We start from the raw sequence: 16,283 nt of genomic DNA, 5'->3' as shown, positions 1-16,283 counted from the left end.
CCTCCTCTCCGGCCGAACCGGCCGTCAGCGGAACCTCGCGGCCACGTCGAGCACACCGCGCTCGACCGCCGCCACCAGCTCCGGGTCGATGAGCGGCGACAGCGCGCGGCCGCTCACGTAGTCGTCGAACGCCTGCTGGGTGGTCCACCGCGGCGTGAAGCCGAACTCGGTCTTCAGCAGCGTCGTGTCCACCACCCGGCCCCAGTTGAGGAACCTCATCTGGTCCGGGGAGAAGTCCACCAGCCGCGCGCCGCGGAACAGCCGCCCCACCGAGGGCACCGCCGGGCTCGGCACGCGCAGGTTCACCCGCCCGGCCCGCCGGATGGCCTGCGAGAGCAGCAGCACGCCGTCACCGCCCACGTTGTAGACGCCGGGCAGGTCGTGCAGGGTCGCGCGCTCCAGGACCGCCAGGGCGTCCTCGGAGTGCAGCAGCTGCACCCGCGCGTCGTAGCCGAGCACCGTCGGCACCACCGGCAGGGCGAAGTACCTGGTCAGCACCGTGTCGATGCGCGGGCCGATGAAGTTCGTGAAGCGCAGCGACGTGACCGACACGTCCGGGCGGCGGCGCGAGAAGCCGCGCACGTAGCCCTCGACCTCGACCGCGTCCTTCGCGTACCCGCTGGACGGCAGGTCCTTGGGGCCCATGTCCTCGGTGAACACCGCCGGGTCGCGCGAGCTGGACCCGTACACCGCGCTGGTCGACTTCACGACGAGCTTGCGCACGTGCGGCGACTTCTGGCACGCGGCCAGCAGCTGCATCGTGCCGATGACGTTCATCTCCTTCATCGCGGTGCGGCCGGTCGGCCCGGCCGGGTTCGCGGTCACCGACGCGTGGACGACCGTGTCGACCTGCGCGGTGGCGATGACCTTCGCGATGAGCGGGTTGCGGATGTCGGCCCGCACGAACTCCGCACGCCCCATGCGGCGCAGCACGTCGCGCGGGGGCGGCTCGGTGTCCACGCCGAGCACGCGCTCGACGTCCGGGTTCGCCGCGAAGCGCGCGGCGAGGTGGCCGCCGAGGAAGCGGCTGCATCCGGTGACGAGGACGACCTTGGGCGCCATGCGACTCCATCTGCGGGGGGACTGGCGACGATGCTAGTCCCGTTCCGCGCGGCGCGACCGCCGGCGGGGCGGCACCTTGACGCAGCTCACCGGAGCTCCCCCGCGATTCACCCGAACGGCGGGGTGACGCGGGGCCCCGGGAACGGCGACACCGCCGGTCCCGCGGCACGAGGCCGGGGCCGGCGGTGTCCGAGAACCCGCAGGGGTTACTTGCCGCGCTTCCTGCGCTGCACCCGCGTCTTGCGAAGCAGCTTGCGGTGCTTCTTCTTCGACATGCGCTTGCGGCGCTTCTTGATGACCGAGCCCATGCGGGTCCCTCTTCACTTCTCGACGTCGGTTGTCTGTCTCCACGCGCCGGTGGAGACACCCGTCAAGTGGGCGCGCCGACACCAGGCACGAACGGCCTATGAGTTTACCCGGCCGCCGGCACGGCCCTTCACCCGGCGTCGAAGTAGGCGTTCCGCAGGTACTCGTCGACCGCTTTTTCCGGCACCCTGAACGACTTGCCCACCCGCACCGCGGTGAGCTCTCCCGAGTGCACCAGCCGGTACACCGTCATCTTCGACACGCGCATCACTAGCGCGACCTCGGCGACCGTCAGGAACTTGACTTGGCCGAGCGCGTTCTCCTCCGCAGGCATGGATCACCGCGTCCTTCGACACGCGTCGTGCCGTCGGCTTCCCCACCGACGGTTCGACACGCACGTGCTGCCCTGAGGGTAACGGGACAGGTGGGACTGGTGCGACGGCCAATGGCGGGATCAGTCCGCCTCGTGGGCGCGTCCCAGCTCCACCGAACGGTCGCGCGCGGCCTCCAGGGCCGCCAGCATGGCCGCGCGCACGCCGTGCCGCTCCAGCTCCCGGATGGCCATGATCGTGGTGCCCGCGGGCGACGTGACGGCCTCGCGCAGGATCGTCGGGTGCTGCCCGCCCTGGCTCAGCATGGTGGCCGCGCCGACGGCGGACTGGATGATCAGGCTGCTCGCGAGGTCGCGCGGGATGCCCAGCAGGATGCCCGCGTCGATCATGGCCTCGACCAGGTAGAAGAAGTACGCGGGGCCGGAGCCGGACAGCGCGGTCACGGCGTCCTGCTGGCTCTCCGGGACGCGGGCGACCCGGCCGACGGTGCTCAGCAGCTCCTCGACGAGGTCGAGGTGCTCACCGGTGGCGTAGCGGCCCGCGGAGACCGCGCTCATGGCCTCGCCGACCACCATGGGCGTGTTGGGCATGACCCGGACCACCGGCGTGCTGTCGGGCAGCCGGCGCTCGAACAGCGAGGTCGGCAGGCCCGCGCACAGCGACACGACCAGCGTGCCGGGGGTGAGGGCCGGGGCCAGCTCGTCCAGCAGCGGTTCGATGTCCTGCGGCTTGACCGCGACCACGAGCACGTCGGCCCGGCGCGCGGCGGCGGCCACGTCCAGCGCCTCGACCCCGTACTGCGCGGTGAGCGCGGCGGCCCGGTCCGGGTGCTTCTCGGTGAACAGCAGCTCGTCGGCCTTGCGGCCACCCTGGAGCAGGCCGGAGAGCAGCGCCTCCCCGATCTTGCCGGCGCCCAGCACGGCGATCGTCGTCATGGCGCCCAGCCTGCCACGCGCGGGCAACCCCGAACCCGGCCGCCCGGGGCCCGCCGTCAGCCCGCCGGGGTCAGGGCCAGCTGCCGCGCCTGGCACACCAGGCGGCCCGTCGAGTCGATCACCACCGCGTCCTCGTCGAACCACTGGCCGTGGACCGCGCTGCACGACACCCTCATCCGCAGCCAGCCCGGCGCCGGGTCGGCGCGCAGCAGGGCCGTCAGCTGGACCGTGGGCGACCAGCCGAACCGACCGAGGTTGAACGTGACCGGCATCGAGATGTCGCCCGCCACCAGCGCGAAGTACGGGTCGGGGCGCTCGCCGTGCGGCCTGGCCCACAGCCGCAGCACCAGCGGGTCGCCGGTGCGGCCGTTGAGGAAGCCCGCCCCCTCCTGGTCGAGCCGCACGTCGCACACCGAGCCGAGCTTGTAGACGCCGCCGGGGCCCAGGGACGCCAGGTCGACCGAGTTCGCGGGCGGCACGGCGGGCATGTCCGGCAGGTCGGTGTACTCGGGCCGGGCGGTCGGCATGCGGCCGACGGTCACCGACGCCTCGACGCACCCGCGCCCGCGCTGCTCCAGCACCGCCGTCACCACGGTCGCCGTGCGCCCGGCCTTGCGCACGTCGGTCCTGATCAGCACCGGCCCCACCTCGGGGGCGCGCAGGAACTGGGCGCTCACCGACAGCGGCGCGAGGCCCTCGGCGCCCGGCACGGCGGCGCCGGCCGCGTGCACCGCCGCACGGGCCACCAGGGCGAGCAGGAACCCGCCGTGCGGCTTGGGGCCGACCGTCCACTCGGCGGACAGGCCGGCGGTGTACGTGCCGTCGCCGAGGGGGCGGACGGCACTGGCTGTCGAGAACGGCACGGGGCTCCTCACGAACGGCCGACCAGCGAGCGCAGGAAGGACGCGACGTCGGCCGGGCGCTCGGCCAGCCGACGCGCCAGGTGGCCGTACCACCCGCCGCCGAACGGCACGTGGACGCGCACGACGTGCCCCTCGGCCGCGAGGCGCGCCTGCCCGGCGGGGCGGACGCCGTGGCGCACCAGGTACTCGAAGCCCTCGGGCGGGCGGCCGTACCACTTGGCCCGCTCGCCGACGACCTCCACCAGCCTCGGGTCGTGGGTGGCGAACACCGGGCGGCCGGCGCCCGCGAGCAGGGCGTTGGCGCAGCGCACGTAGTTCAGGGCGACCTCGTGCGGGTCGCCGAACGCCGCCGGCGACCCGTCACCGACGCCCCCGCGCAGCCGCACGCGGGTGTCGGCGAGGGCGCGGCAGTCGTCGGGGGTGCGCCGCAGGCACGCCCGCAGCACGACCCCCGTGCCCGGCCACGTGCGGCGCAGCTCGGCGAGCAGGCGCAGCGCCGCGTCGACGTCGAGGTCCCCCGGGTCGAGGGTGACCGAGGTCCCGGCCCGCTCGGCGGCGGCGCACACGCGCGCGACCTGGTCGAGGGCGTCGTCCGGGGACCCGTCGAGGGACGACAGCCGCACGTCGACCTCGGCGTCCGCCGCCAGGCCCACGGCGCGCAGCCGGTCCGGCAGCTCCAGGAGGGGGCGCACGCCGCCGGGGCCGGGGTGGTCCAGGGCGACCCGCAGGCCGCGGTCGACCAGCTCACCGGTCACGTCGACCGCGTCGGCGGCGGTCCCGCCCGCCACGAACCAGCGCACCACGTCCCGGCTCACGGGCGCGGTCGTGACGAACCGGCGCAGCGCGTCGCTGTCCGCGGCGGCCAGGACCGACGTGCGCAACGGGTTCACGATCAAGACAGTAGCCGCCGCGAAGTCACAGGTGGAGCCGGGCGAACAGCAGCGACTCGGCGAGCATCTCGACCCGTTCGGCGGGGGTCCTGGCGCGCCGGGTGTTGACCTCCAGCACTACCTGCCCGGTGAAACCGGTCCGGCCCAGGTGGGCGAGCAGCTCGGCGCACGGCTGCGTGCCGCGGCCCGGCACGAGGTGCTCGTCCTTCGGCAACCCGGAGCCGTCGGCCAGGTGCACGTGGGTCAGGTTGTCGCCCATGCGCTTGGCCATCTCCATGGCGTCCGTGTGCGCGGCGGAGGCGTGCGACAGGTCCAGGGTGTAGTTGCGGTGCCCCACGTCCGTGGGGTCGATCGACGGGCGGAACGCCGTGACCTGCACCGACCGGCCGCGACCGAGGGGGCGGCGGACCGGGAACATGTTCTCCACGGCGATGGCGACCCCGGAGGCGTCCTCCTCCTCGGCCACCAGGTCGGCGAAGCCCTCGGCGTAGCGCTTCTGCCACAGGAACGGCGGGTGCAGCACGACGGTGCGGGCGCCGAGGTCGGCCGCCGCGCGCACGCTGCGCCGCAGGCGCTCCGCCGGGTCGGGCGACCACACGCGCTGGCTGATGAGCAGGCACGGCGCGTGCACGGCCAGCACGGGCACGCCCGTGCGCTCGGACAGCCGCTCCAGCGCGTGCACGTCCTGGCTGACCGGGTCGGCCCACACCATGACCTCGACGCCGTCGTAGCCCAGCTCGGCCGCCGCCTCGAACGCCGCGGTCGCGGGTTGCGGCCACACGGCGGCCGTGGACAGCCCGACCGGGATCAAGACTTCACCAGCAGCATGGCCGCCGGCGAGACCGTCACGATCAGGCCGACCAGCACGGCGAGCACGGTGGTCTGGAGGTCGTCCGCCCGGCGGATCTTGCGCACCATCAGCACGAGACCGATGGTGACACCCAGCGCCACGACGAGCGCGGCGGGCGCGAGGGTCCGCCACAGGTAGTTGAAGCCCAGCCACAGGGCGGCGCCGCCGACGACGCCGACCGCGAGCTGCCCGAGCATGACCAGCCACTCCTTGCCGGCCGACCGGTCGCCCGGCGGGAGGTCGTCCTCGTCGTCGACGTCGGCGGCGTCGGTGAGCCCGGCGGGCTCCTCGTCGTCCTCGAACCGGCGACCGCGGGCCGGGGGCGCGGACGGGTAGTCGTCGCCGTCCTCCTCGTCGAGGTCGACGTAGGGGTGGAAGGCCGTGCTCTCCTGCTCGCGGGGGCCGCGCGGGCCGTTGGGTCCGCGCGGGTCGTCCTCGTCGTCGCCGAACCAGTCCTCGGCGCTCTGGTCGGGCAGCGGCTCCGGCAGCCTGGGCGGCGCGGGCGGCACGATCAGCACCGACTCGGTCGGCAGCGACTCCAGCGGCACGTTCGGCGTGAGCTTGTCCGTGATGCGCGGCATCACCTCGGTCACCGGTTCGCGCGGCGGCGCGGCGACCGGCGCGGCGACCGGCGGCTTGCCCATCGGCACCGGCCGACCGGGCGGCGGTCCGGCCGGCGGCACGGGGGCCGGCGACTGCGCGGGCGGCGGCACGGGCAGGGGCGGCACGGGCAGGGGGCGGGCCGGCTCGCCCGCGTAGTCGTCGACGATCGGCGCGACGACGCGCGTCTCCTCGGCCGGGTCGACGTCGGGCGCGCGACGGCGGCCGGAGCCCTCGTTCTTGGGCTTCGGCGGGTCCAGGCGCGGAGAATCCAGGCGCGGGGAGTCCAGGCGCGGCGGGTCCGAGCGCGGCGGGTCCAGGCGCGGCGCGACCGGCTCGGGGCGCGGGGTGACCGGCGGCTGGTAGGCCGTGCGCTCCAGCTCGGGGTCCGGCTGCCGCTGGCGCTGCGGCAACGGCGGCGGCGCGGGCGGCGCGGCGACCGGGGGCGTGACGGTCGTCGGGGGCTGGGGTTCGGGTTCGTCCCTGATCGGCAGCAGCCGGCCGCTGTCCGAGTTGACCCGGTCGATGATCGCCTGGGGGGCGGTGTCGGTCGGGTCCTCGGCACGGCGGCGGCGCCGCCGCGGCTGCACGTCGCCGGAGCCCCCGCCGTACTGGGCGAGCAACTCCGCGACCGTGCGCTGGGTCTGCTCCGACTCGCTCTCTCGACTCATCAACTCCACCGTGCCCCGTGGCGGCCAGTCCGTCCAGTGTCACCCGTCCGGCGGGTGCGTTCCGCGGGGGTGTCCTGGTCCAGGCCGTTGGTGTGGTCCAACCGTCGCAGGATGACCCCTTCCCGCAGCGCCCAGGGGCAGATCTCCAGCTCGGTGAGTGACAGGGCTCGCATCGTGGCCTCCGCCACCAGCGCGCCCGCCACGAGCTGGTGAGCCCGGCTGGGGCTCACGCCTTCCAGCTCGGCGAGGTCGGTCGCGGACATCCGGGAGATGAACGCGATGAGCTGCCGCAGCCCGGCGTCGGTCAGCACGCGTCGGGCGCGCGGACCGGCAGATGATGGCGCGGCACCGGTCAACCGCGCCAGCGTCCGAAAGGTCTTTGACGTCGCAACCACCCGATCGGGTGGTCCGACGCGCTTGAGCTTCTTCACCACCGGCGCCAGCTGCTCGGCCAGCCATTCGGTGGTGTCGCGCACCTCGGACTTGGCCGGCGGGTCCTTGCGGAACCGCGTCCGGGTCAGCCGGCCCGCGCCCAGCGGCACCGAGAACGCCTCCTCGGGCGCCTCGTCGACGCCGACCGCCAGCTCCAGCGAGCCGCCGCCGATGTCCAGGCACAGCAGCCGGCCCGCCGACCACCCGTACCAGCGGCGCACCGCGAGGAACGTGTAGCGCGCCTCGTCCTCGCCCGACAGGACCTGGAGGTCCACGCCGGTCTCGGTGCGGACGCGCTCCAGGACCTCGGCCGAGTTGCCCGCCTCGCGCACCGCGGACGTGGCGAACGCCATCAGGTCCTCGCAGCCGAAACCGGCCGCGGTCGCCTTGGCCGCGGCCACCGCGCGGACCAGCTGGTCCGCACCCGCGCGCGACAGGTCGCCGGAGCCGTCCAGCTGCTCCGCGAGGCGCAGCACGGACTTCTCCGAACTCATCGGCTGCGGGTGGGCACCACGATGAGCGTCCACCACCAAGAGGTGGACGGTGTTGGACCCGACATCAAGCACCCCGAGGCGCACGCGGTGCACCGTACCCGGTCGGGGTGGTCAGGACTCGAACTTGTATCCCAGTCCGCGCACCGTCACGAGGTGGCGCGGGGTCGACGGGTCGGGCTCGATCTTCGACCGCAGGCGTTTGACGTGCACGTCCAGGGTTTTCGTGTCGCCCACGTAGTCGGCGCCCCACACCCGGTCGATCAGTTGGCCGCGGGTCAACACCCGTCCCACGTTGCGCAGCAGGTACTCCAGGAGGTCGAACTCCTTGAGCGGCAGGCTCACCTCGCCGCCGTCGACGGTCACCACGTGCCGCTCGACGTCCATCCGCACCGGGCCGGCCTCCAGGACCTGCGGCAGCAGCTCCTCGTTCTCGCCGCCGCGGCGCAGCACCGCGCGGATGCGGGCGATCAGCTCGCGCGCCGAGTACGGCTTGGTGACGTAGTCGTCCGCGCCCAGCTCCAGGCCGACGACCTTGTCGATCTCGCTGTCCCGCGCGGTCACCATGATCACCGGCACGGCGCTGCGGGCGCGCAGCTGCTTGCACACGTCGGTGCCGCTCATGCCGGGCAGCATGAGGTCCAGCAGCACGATGTCGGCCCCGTTGCGGTCGAACTCCTCCAGCGCCTCCGGCCCGGTGGCCGCGAGGGCCGCGGTGAAGCCCTCCTTGCGCAGCAGGAAGGCGAGCGGATCGGCGAAGGACTCCTCGTCCTCCACGATGAGCACCCTGGTCACAGCTCTCCTCCGTCGTTGCCGGCCGCGCCGCTGGGGACGCGGGTGGCCAGCGCCTGCCCGTCGAGTCCCCCCGCGGTCAGGTCCTTGGTGGGCTCGTCCTGGTCCGGGTGGGCCGGGACGCGCAGGGTGAACGTGGAGCCGGTGCCGGGCAGGCTCCACAGCTTCACCTCGCCGCCGTGGTTGTTGGCGACGTGCTTGACGATCGCGAGACCGAGGCCGGTGCCGCCGGTGGCGCGCGACCGGGCCTTGTCGACGCGGTAGAAGCGCTCGAACACCCGCGTCTGCTGGTCCTCGGCGATGCCGATGCCGCGGTCGGTCACGGCGATCTCGACGAACCCGTCCACGAGCTTGCGGCTCACCGACACCGGGCTGCCGGGCGGCGAGTACGCCACCGCGTTCTCCAGCAGGTTGCTCAGCGCCGTGACGAGCAGCGTCCGGTCGCCCTCGACCTCCAGGCCGCTGGGCTCGTCCGTGGTGACCTCGATGTTCGCGGACTCGGCGGAGAGCTTCGAGCGGCTCATCGCCTCGCTGATCACGACGTCCACCTCGACCCGGCCGAGCTCCGGCAGCCGCTCCGCGCCCTGGAGGCGGGACAGCGCGATCAGCTCGGTGACCAGGGTGCCCAGCCGGGTGGCCTCCTGCATGATCTTGGCGCTGAACCGGCGGACCTGCTCCCGGTCGTCGGAGGCGTCCAGCACCGCCTCGGCGAGCAGCGCCAGGGCGCCCACCGGCGTCTTCAGCTCGTGGCTGACGTTCGCCACGAAGTCGCGGCGGGTCGCCTCCAGCCGCACGGCCTCCGACTCGTCGGAGGCGTCGACCACGACGAACCCCTCGGTGAGCACCCTGACCTCGGCGTGCACGGCGGTCGGCTGGCGGCCCTTGATGACCTCCAGCGACGACAGGTCGACGCCGACGACCCCGCCGTTCTCGCGGGCGAGCGCGGCGGCCCGCCTGGCCCGGTCGTCCACCCGGTTGTTGCGCACGACGCCCAGCTCCTCGGCGCGGGCGTTGTGCAGCACGACGTCCCCGAAACCGTTGAGGACGGCGATCCCGTCGTGGGAGGAGCGGACGACCATGGCCATGAGGTCGGCGACGGTGAGGCCCTTGGGGCGGCTGTCCCGGGGCCGGGCGGTGGCCCGGCCGGCGAGAAAAGCGGCACCGCCGATCAGCAGGGCGCCGATCGACAGGACGAGGTAACCCGATGCGGTCACAAGCGCATGGTAAGCAGGTCAGGCCCGGTACGGCCTAGTGCGCGCGCGTGGTTCGTGACACCCGCGACACCTGCCGGCAACGATGTTCTCCCGCAGGTCGATCGCAGTTCACCCAATCGTGTCCAATTGAGTCGGGTCCTGTTCGGACAGGCGCACACCGGGCGACGCGGAGTCCTCCTCCGGGTGACGGGTGGGGGACGTGCCGGGGGCCGAACGGACGCGGCGGCGGCACGCGGCCGGGGGGTGTCCCCCGACGCGCGTGCCGCCGCCGCGTGGTCGAACGGGTGCGGGCTACCGGCCCTGGTTGGCCACGGCCTTGATCGCGTCCGCCGCCGCGTCCGGGTCGAGGTAGGTGCCGCCCCGGGTGACCGGCTTCAGGTCCTCGTCGAGGTCGTAGCGCAGCGGGATGCCGGTCGGGATGTTCAGGCCCGCGATGTCCTCGTCCGAGATGCCGTCGAGGTGCTTGACCAGGGCGCGCAGCGAGTTGCCGTGCGCGGCGACCAGGACCGTCCGCCCGGCGCGCAGGTCGGGCACGACGGCCGACTCCCAGTAGGGGATCATCCGCTTCACGACGTCCAGCAGGCACTCGGTGAGCGGCAGGTCGGGGCCGAGGTCCGCGTAGCGCGGGTCGGCGTCCTGGCTGAACTCGGTGCCGGGCTCGATGGGCGGCGGCGGGGTGTCGTAGGAGCGGCGCCAGAGCATGAACTGCTCCTCGCCGAACTCCTCCAGCGTCTGCTTCTTGTTCTTGCCCTGGAGCGCCCCGTAGTGGCGCTCGTTGAGCCGCCAGTCCCGCTTGACCGGGACCCAGTGGCGGTCGGCCGCGTCGAGGGCCAGGTTCGCGGTGCCGATCGCGCGGCGCAGCAGGGACGTGTGCACCACCTCGGGCAGCACACCGGCCTCGCGCAGCAGCACACCGCCGCGCGTCGCCTCCTTCACGCCCTTCTCCGACAGGGGGACGTCCACCCAGCCGGTGAACAGGTTCTCCGCGTTCCACACGCTCTCGCCGTGGCGGAGCAGCACCAGGGTTCCGACAGACATGGCCGTCAGCCTGCCAGATGCGCCGTGCCTGTTCACGACGGCGGTGCGTGTGATCTTGATCGGTGCAGCACCGGCGGTGCGGTGCGGCGGCCCGGCCGCTCCTGCCGCCCCGCCACACCGCTCACGGCGTCAGCCGCCGAGGCCGGTACCACCGAGGCCGGTACCGCCGAGCAGGCCGCCGAGCACACCGCCGGCCACCTCGTTCACGACCGGCACGTTGCCGACGAGGGGCACGCCGAGCTTCGGCTGGGCCTCCTGGGACGACGAGGCGACTTCCTTCACGTCCGCGTCGGCGGCGTGGGCGGCGGGGGCCGCCAGCAGGACGGCCGCCGTGGCGCCGGCCGCGAGGGCCAGCTTCCCGATCATGCGCATGCGTGTGTCTCCAAAGGTGTCGGGCCGAGTTGCACGGACATGTTCGTGGTCGCCCGCCGTCCCGGTGCGGCCCGAATCGCCGGAGCCACACCATCGGATGACAACCACCCCCCGCCGGGGGACACGGCGCTCAGGGGACACGGCGCTCAGGGGACACGGCGCCCGGGGAACACGGCGCCCGGGGAACACGGCGCCGGAACGGAAGAGGCCCCCGGCGCGATCGCACCGGGGGCCCCGACCGGGGGTCCGCCCTACGAGGCGGCTTCCCGCGCCCGCAGGTCCTTGCGCAGGATCTTGCCCGCCGCCGACTTGGGGATCGCCTCGATGAACTCCACCACCCGCACCTTCTTGTGCGGCGCCACGTGGGCGGCCACGAAGGACATCACCCCCGCCGCGTCCAGCGACGCGCCCGGCTGGAGCACGACGAACGCCTTCGGCACCTCCTCGCCCTCCTCGTCGCGCACGCCCACGACGGCCGCGTCCGCGATGGACTCGTGGGTGAGCAGCAGGGCCTCCAGCTCGGCCGGCGGCACCTGGTAGCCCTTGTACTTGATCAGTTCCTTGACCCGGTCGACGATGCTGACCAGGCCGTTCTCGTCGATGACGGCCACGTCGCCGGTGTGCAGCCAGCCGTCGGCGTCGAGGGTGGCGGCGGTGGCGTCCGGGTTGTTCAGGTAGCCCTTCATGACGTTCGGGCCGCGGCACCACAGCTCGCCGCGCTCGCCGACGCCGACGTCCTCGCCGGTGGCCGGGTCGATGAAGCGGCACTCCATGTTCGGGGCGATGACGCCGACCGTGCCGACGGAGATGTCGTCGCGGCCGTCCGGGATGGCGTGGCTGACCGGGCTCATCTCGGTCATGCCGTAGCCCTGCGAGACGCGGCAGCCCAGGCGCTTGGCGACGGCGGCGGCGAGGTCGACGTCCAGCGGCGCGGCGCCGGAGAAGATCGTGCCGACGCCGGACAGGTCGTACTGGTCGACCAGCGGGTGCTTGGCCAGCGCCACGGCGACCGGCGGGGCGATGTAGACGCGGTCGGTGCGGTGGTCCTGGATGACGCGCAGGAACTCCGGCAGGTCGAACCTCGGCATCGTGACGACCGTCGCGCCCACGTGCAGGCCGTTGTTCATCAGCACCTGCATGCCGTAGATGTGGAAGAACGGCAGCACGGCCAGGATCTTCGTGTGCTCGCCGACCTCCAGCAGCGGCCGGCACTGGACGATGTTGGCCACCAGGTTGCGGTGGGTCAGCATGACGCCCTTGGCCCGCCCCGTCGTGCCCGACGAGTACGGCAGCACGGCGACGTCCTCGGCCGGGTCGAGGGCGACGACCGGCGTGGGGGCCGCGGTGCCGAGCAGGGACGCCAGGCTCGGGTAGCCGTCGGCGGCGTCGAGGAGGACCACGTCGGCGACGCCGGCCTTCTCCGCGCCGGGCGCCGCGTTCGGCAGCAGCGCCGAGACGGTGAACAGCATCTTCGCGCCCGCGTCGGACAGCTGGTGGGCCACCTCGTCCGCGGTGTAGAGGGCGTTGATCGTGGTGGCGGTCGCACCGGCCCGCAGCACGCCGTGGAACACGACCGCGTAGTACGGGGTGTTCGGGCTGAGGATGCCGACCACGTCGCCCTTGCCGATGCCGCGCTCGGCGAGGGCCGCCGCGAGGCGGTCGACCGCCCCGGCGAGCTGCGCGTAGGTCAGCGACGCGCCGGACGTGCCGTCGACCAGCGCGACCCGGTCGGCCCGGTCGCCGAGGTCGGCGAACAACAGCTCGTGCAGCGTGACGTCCGGGACCTCGACATCGGGGAACGGACTGCGGAAGACCATGCGGCTGCCTCATTCGTACAGGGGCGATGATCCCGCCATCGTGAGCCAAGCCACACCGGTGGTCAAGACACGGGGCGTACACGAGCCAGCGTTACTTAATTCCGCTAATAACACTCGAACGGAGTAACGCGGGGCCTTGTGGTCATCACCGCGGATCTGCCAAGTTGGCAGGGCTCCACGGGTCGGCTCCCACGCACTCCGACGGCCCGTGCGGCACCACCGCGGTGTCCGATCCCCCCGTCGAACCGCGGCCCGCTTGGAACTTCGGGCTCCCCCCTGCCCGGTTCCACCGCAGCGGGGACTGACGCGGGGCGGCTTGACTCGCGACTCCCCCTCTCTCCCAAGCCGCCCCGCGCTCCCCGCGGGGCAATGCCACTCTCAGTAGAATTTCCGCCAGGGAACGCTCAGCCGGCCGCCCTACGGGGTGACGGCGGCCTTCCGGCGCCGGCGCCACCACAGGTAGCCGAACGCGGGCACGCCCAGCACCACCGCGAACGGCAGCACGGCCCCCAGCACGACGAGCAGCCAGCCGACGGTGGTCACCAGCGCGCCCCAGCCCCCGTCGAGCGCGTCGAGGAACCCGGGGTCCTCCGCCGCGGCGACCGGCGCGTCCCGCGACGTGATCGAGACGGTCAGCGTCGACAGCGCGACCCGGCCCTTCAGCGCGTCGTACCGGCGCTGCAACGACTCCAGCTCGGACTGCCGCTCGGTCAGCTCGGCCTCGATGCCGGTGATCTCCGAGGTGGACCCGGCCCGGTCGAGCAGCGCCCGCACCCGCTCCACGCTCGCCCGCTGGTTGGCCAGCCGCGCCTCGACGTCCACGACCTGCTCGGTGACGTCCTCGGTGCGCACCTCGCGGCGGACCACCTCGACGCCCTCGACCTCGCCGATCCCCCGCAGCACCCGGTCCAGCTCCTCGACGGGCACCTCCAGCGTCACCGAGGCGCGCGTGAGCTGGGCGTTCTCCTGCGACGAGAACCCGCCCGCGCCGAGCGCCACGTCCTTCACGCGGGACAGCGCGCCCTCGACGTCCGCGGCCCGCAGGTCCACGGAGGCGGTGCGCACGAGCTGCCGGCTGTCGACGACCGGCGTACCGCCCGGCTGCGACTGCCCCTGTCCCTGCGGTTGCCCCTGTCCCTGCGGTTGCCCCTGGCCCTGCGGCTGACCCTGGTCAGGACCCGCCTTGCCCTTCAGCGCGCCCTCCTGCGGCGCGCCGGCCACCTGCTCCCGCGCCGGTGTCGACGCCGAGTCCGACGTGTTCGCGGCGCACCCCGCCAGCGCCAGCGCCGCGAACGCGACCGGCACCCACCCCACCCGTCTGCCCATCTACCCCTCCCGGTGTCGAAGCTCACCGGGTGGACGGTGCGCGGGATCAGCCCAGTTGCGCGGGGGCGATCACGATTCGGACACCAGGTGCCGGAACGCCTGGAGGTTGGCCAGCGACTCGCCGCGCGACACCCGCCAGTCCCACTCCCGCTGGATGGCCCCGGCGAACCCGATCTCCAGCAGGGTGTTGAAGTCGCCGTCCGCGGCCTCCACCACCTGCCCGAGCACGCGGTCCAGCTCGTCGGCCGTCACGGCGTGGTGCGCGATCCGGCCCACCAGGTAGATGTCGCCGGTCGTGTCGATCGTGTAGTGCACGCCGTAGAGCTTCGCGTTGCGGCGCAGCAGGAACCGGTACACGTCCTCGTGCGCCTCGTCCGGCTTGCGGCACACGAACGCCTCCACGACGAGCGCGTGCCTGCCCGCCACGAGCCAGCAGTTGGTCTGGAGCTTCTTCGTCCCCGGCAGGGTGACGAAGAACTTCCCGGGCTCCTTGTGCTCGTAGCGCAGCTCGCGGTCGTCCAGCGCGGACGTGATGACCTCGTCCAGGCTCGTCGTCGGGCTCAAGCGAAGACCTCCTCGCGGAACACGTCCCCGGCCTCGGCGTACCCGGCCAGGAGTGATTCAGTCGTCCGGTCCCAGGAGAACCGGCGTGCGTGGCCGACCGCCTGCCCGGCCAGCTCCTCGCGGCGGCCGGGGTGCAGGGCGACGTCGGACAGGGCGCGCGCCCACCGGCCCGGGTCGTGCCCGTCGACCAGGACGCCGGACACGCCGTCGCGCACCGCCACCGGCAGCCCGCCGACGGCCGCCGCCACGACGGGCGTGCCGCACGCCTGCGCCTCCAGGGCGACCAAGCCGAACGACTCGTTGTGGCTGGGCACGGCCACCACGTCCGCCGCCCGGTACACCAGGGCCAGCGACGGCCCGGCCTGCGGCGGCAGGAACCGCACCACGTCGGACACGCCCAGCTCGGCCGCGAGGCGCACCAGCTCGTCGGGCGTCCTCATGCCCGAGCCGGACGGCCCGCCGACCACGAGCACCACCAGCCGCGCCCGCAGCGCCGGGTCCAGCGCCACCATCTCGGCGGCGGCGCGCACCAGCACGTCCGGCGCCTTGAGCGGCTGGATGCGGCCGACGAACGCGAGCACCACGGCGTCCTGCGGCAGGCCGAGCGCGGCGCGGGCGGCGGCGGAGTCCCCCGGCGTGAACCGCTCCAGGTCCACGCCCGGCGGCACGACCAGCACCTTGCCCGGGTCGGCGTCGTAGAGGTCCACCAGCTCGGCGGCCTCCACCTCGGTGTTGGCGACCAGCCGGTCGGCCTCGGCGACGACCTGCTCCTCGCCGATCACGCGCATCCGCGGCTCGGGGGCGTCGTCGTCGGCGAGCGCCAGGTTCTTCACCTTGGCCAGGGTGTGCGCGGTGTGCACCAGCGGCACCGCCCAGCGCTCCCGGGCGAGCCAGCCGACCTGCCCGGACAGCCAGTAGTGCGAGTGCACGACGTCGTAGTAGCCGGGTTCGTGCCGCGCCTCGGCCCGCAGCACGCCCGCGGTGAACGCGCACAGCTGGCCGGGCAGCTCCTCCTTGCCCAGGCCCTCGAACGGGCCGGCGACGACGTGCCGCACCTTCACGCCGGGCGCCAGCTCGGCGACCGGCGGCAGCTCGGACGACGTGGCGCGGGTGAAGATCTCGACCTCGATGCCGCGCCGGGCCATGCGCGTGGCGGTCTGCACGATGTAGACGTTCATGCCGCCCGCGTCGCCCGTGCCGGGCTGCTCCAGCGGCGAGGTGTGCACGGAGAGCACGGCCACCCGCCTCACCGGGCCACCCCCGCGACGGGGCCCGCCGGGTCGTCGGCGAGGCGCTCGGGGCGGTGCGGGGACGGCGCGTGGCCGGTGCGGTCGTAGCGGCGCAAGTCGGCTCCGGGGATCAGGGCCGCCGCGTGCTCCCCGGCGGCCGGGTCGACCACCTCGTCGGCGGTGCCGTGCACCACCAGTGTCGGCTCGTCGGGGCCCTTCCACACGGCGGTGCCGCCCACGTCACGCCGGAACGGCCCGCGGCGCACCCGCGGCGGGACGCGCGGCACCGCGCCGATCGGGCGTCGCGCCGGCTCGCCGGGCAGGTCGGGGGCCTGGTCCCGGCAGGACCGCGCCGGCGCGGGCACGGCCGGCGCCGGGGCGGTCCCCGGTCCGGGTTCGCGGACCGGGGGTCGCACGCCTTCGGCGCCGAGGAGAGTTGTCACCACGACCTGTGCCAACAACCCCGTCGTCCGGGAGCTTCCCGGGGGAGGCGAGCCCG

General features: G+C 73.9%; 18 protein-coding genes. All 18 read right to left on the bottom strand.

Annotated features, from left to right (window positions below):
* Positions 1–24: 24 nt before the first annotated feature.
* The gene (locus ACR807_RS25170; protein WP_438923872.1) at positions 25–1,062 is read right to left on the bottom strand and encodes an NAD-dependent epimerase/dehydratase family protein; all 1,038 of its coding nucleotides are present in this window, start codon (positions 1,060–1,062) and stop codon (positions 25–27) included.
* Positions 1,063–1,268: 206 nt separating this feature from the next.
* Entirely contained in the window at positions 1,269–1,370 is a 102-nt protein-coding gene (locus ACR807_RS25165; protein WP_015105422.1) for a 30S ribosomal protein bS22, read from the bottom strand.
* A 128-nt stretch (positions 1,371–1,498) separates the two neighbouring features.
* The gene (locus ACR807_RS25160; RefSeq protein WP_438923871.1) at positions 1,499–1,702 is read right to left on the bottom strand and encodes a helix-turn-helix domain-containing protein; all 204 of its coding nucleotides are present in this window, start codon (positions 1,700–1,702) and stop codon (positions 1,499–1,501) included.
* A 120-nt stretch (positions 1,703–1,822) separates the two neighbouring features.
* Positions 1,823–2,635, bottom strand: a complete 813-nt coding sequence (gene proC, locus ACR807_RS25155; RefSeq protein ID WP_438923870.1) for a pyrroline-5-carboxylate reductase — start codon at positions 2,633–2,635, stop codon at positions 1,823–1,825.
* Positions 2,636–2,691: 56 nt separating this feature from the next.
* Positions 2,692–3,498: a thioesterase family protein gene (locus tag ACR807_RS25150; RefSeq protein WP_438923869.1), complete on the bottom strand. Its 807-nt coding sequence runs from the start codon at positions 3,496–3,498 to the stop codon at positions 2,692–2,694.
* An 8-nt stretch (positions 3,499–3,506) separates the two neighbouring features.
* A complete protein-coding gene (locus tag ACR807_RS25145) occupies positions 3,507–4,388 on the bottom strand; it encodes a proline dehydrogenase family protein (protein WP_438923868.1) in 882 nt (293 codons plus the stop codon).
* 25 nt (positions 4,389–4,413) lie between these two features.
* Positions 4,414–5,199 (bottom strand): sugar phosphate isomerase/epimerase family protein, encoded by a 786-nt coding sequence (locus ACR807_RS25140; RefSeq protein ID WP_438923867.1) that lies wholly within the window; start codon positions 5,197–5,199, stop codon positions 4,414–4,416.
* Positions 5,196–6,509, bottom strand: a complete 1,314-nt coding sequence (locus tag ACR807_RS25135; protein WP_438923866.1) for an Rv0497 family membrane protein — start codon at positions 6,507–6,509, stop codon at positions 5,196–5,198. Before ACR807_RS25135 ends, ACR807_RS25140 begins: the two co-directional genes overlap by 4 nt.
* On the bottom strand, positions 6,509–7,519 hold the full coding sequence (locus ACR807_RS25130; protein WP_438923865.1) for a Ppx/GppA phosphatase family protein: 1,011 nt from the start codon (positions 7,517–7,519) through the stop codon (positions 6,509–6,511). The genes ACR807_RS25135 and ACR807_RS25130 overlap by 1 nt, the downstream gene beginning before the upstream one ends.
* Before the next feature lie 27 nt (positions 7,520–7,546).
* Positions 7,547–8,227 carry a response regulator gene (locus ACR807_RS25125; RefSeq protein WP_438923864.1) on the bottom strand — a complete coding sequence of 227 codons (681 nt, stop codon included), beginning with the start codon at positions 8,225–8,227 and terminating at the stop codon, positions 7,547–7,549.
* Positions 8,224–9,438, bottom strand: a complete 1,215-nt coding sequence (locus ACR807_RS25120) for a sensor histidine kinase (RefSeq protein ID WP_438923863.1) — start codon at positions 9,436–9,438, stop codon at positions 8,224–8,226. The genes ACR807_RS25125 and ACR807_RS25120 overlap by 4 nt, the downstream gene beginning before the upstream one ends.
* Positions 9,439–9,729: 291 nt before the next feature.
* Complete coding sequence (locus ACR807_RS25115) at positions 9,730–10,476, bottom strand: phosphoglyceromutase (protein WP_438923862.1); 747 nt, start codon at positions 10,474–10,476, stop codon at positions 9,730–9,732.
* A gap of 129 nt (positions 10,477–10,605) precedes the next feature.
* Entirely contained in the window at positions 10,606–10,848 is a 243-nt protein-coding gene (locus tag ACR807_RS25110; RefSeq protein ID WP_438923861.1) for a hypothetical protein, read from the bottom strand.
* A 251-nt stretch (positions 10,849–11,099) separates the two neighbouring features.
* Positions 11,100–12,665, bottom strand: coding sequence for a 4-coumarate--CoA ligase family protein (locus ACR807_RS25105; RefSeq protein ID WP_438923860.1), 1,566 nt, complete (start codon positions 12,663–12,665; stop codon positions 11,100–11,102).
* Positions 12,666–13,082: 417 nt separating this feature from the next.
* On the bottom strand, positions 13,083–13,991 hold the full coding sequence (locus ACR807_RS25100; RefSeq protein WP_438923859.1) for a DUF4349 domain-containing protein: 909 nt from the start codon (positions 13,989–13,991) through the stop codon (positions 13,083–13,085).
* A gap of 69 nt (positions 13,992–14,060) precedes the next feature.
* On the bottom strand, positions 14,061–14,555 hold the full coding sequence (locus tag ACR807_RS25095; protein ID WP_438923858.1) for a type III secretion system chaperone family protein: 495 nt from the start codon (positions 14,553–14,555) through the stop codon (positions 14,061–14,063).
* Positions 14,552–15,805, bottom strand: a complete 1,254-nt coding sequence (gene mshA, locus ACR807_RS25090) for a D-inositol-3-phosphate glycosyltransferase (RefSeq protein WP_438923857.1) — start codon at positions 15,803–15,805, stop codon at positions 14,552–14,554. Before mshA ends, ACR807_RS25095 begins: the two co-directional genes overlap by 4 nt.
* Positions 15,802–16,283: alpha/beta fold hydrolase (locus ACR807_RS25085; protein ID WP_438923856.1), on the bottom strand; the 482-nt coding region annotated here is incomplete at its 5' end. The genes ACR807_RS25085 and mshA, both read right to left, overlap by 4 nt.

This window comes from Saccharothrix sabaoui (assembly GCF_051756985.1).
In the GTDB taxonomy this organism is placed as follows: Bacteria; Actinomycetota; Actinomycetes; order Mycobacteriales; family Pseudonocardiaceae; genus Actinosynnema.
This window is presented reverse-complemented; position numbering and strand designations above follow the sequence as displayed.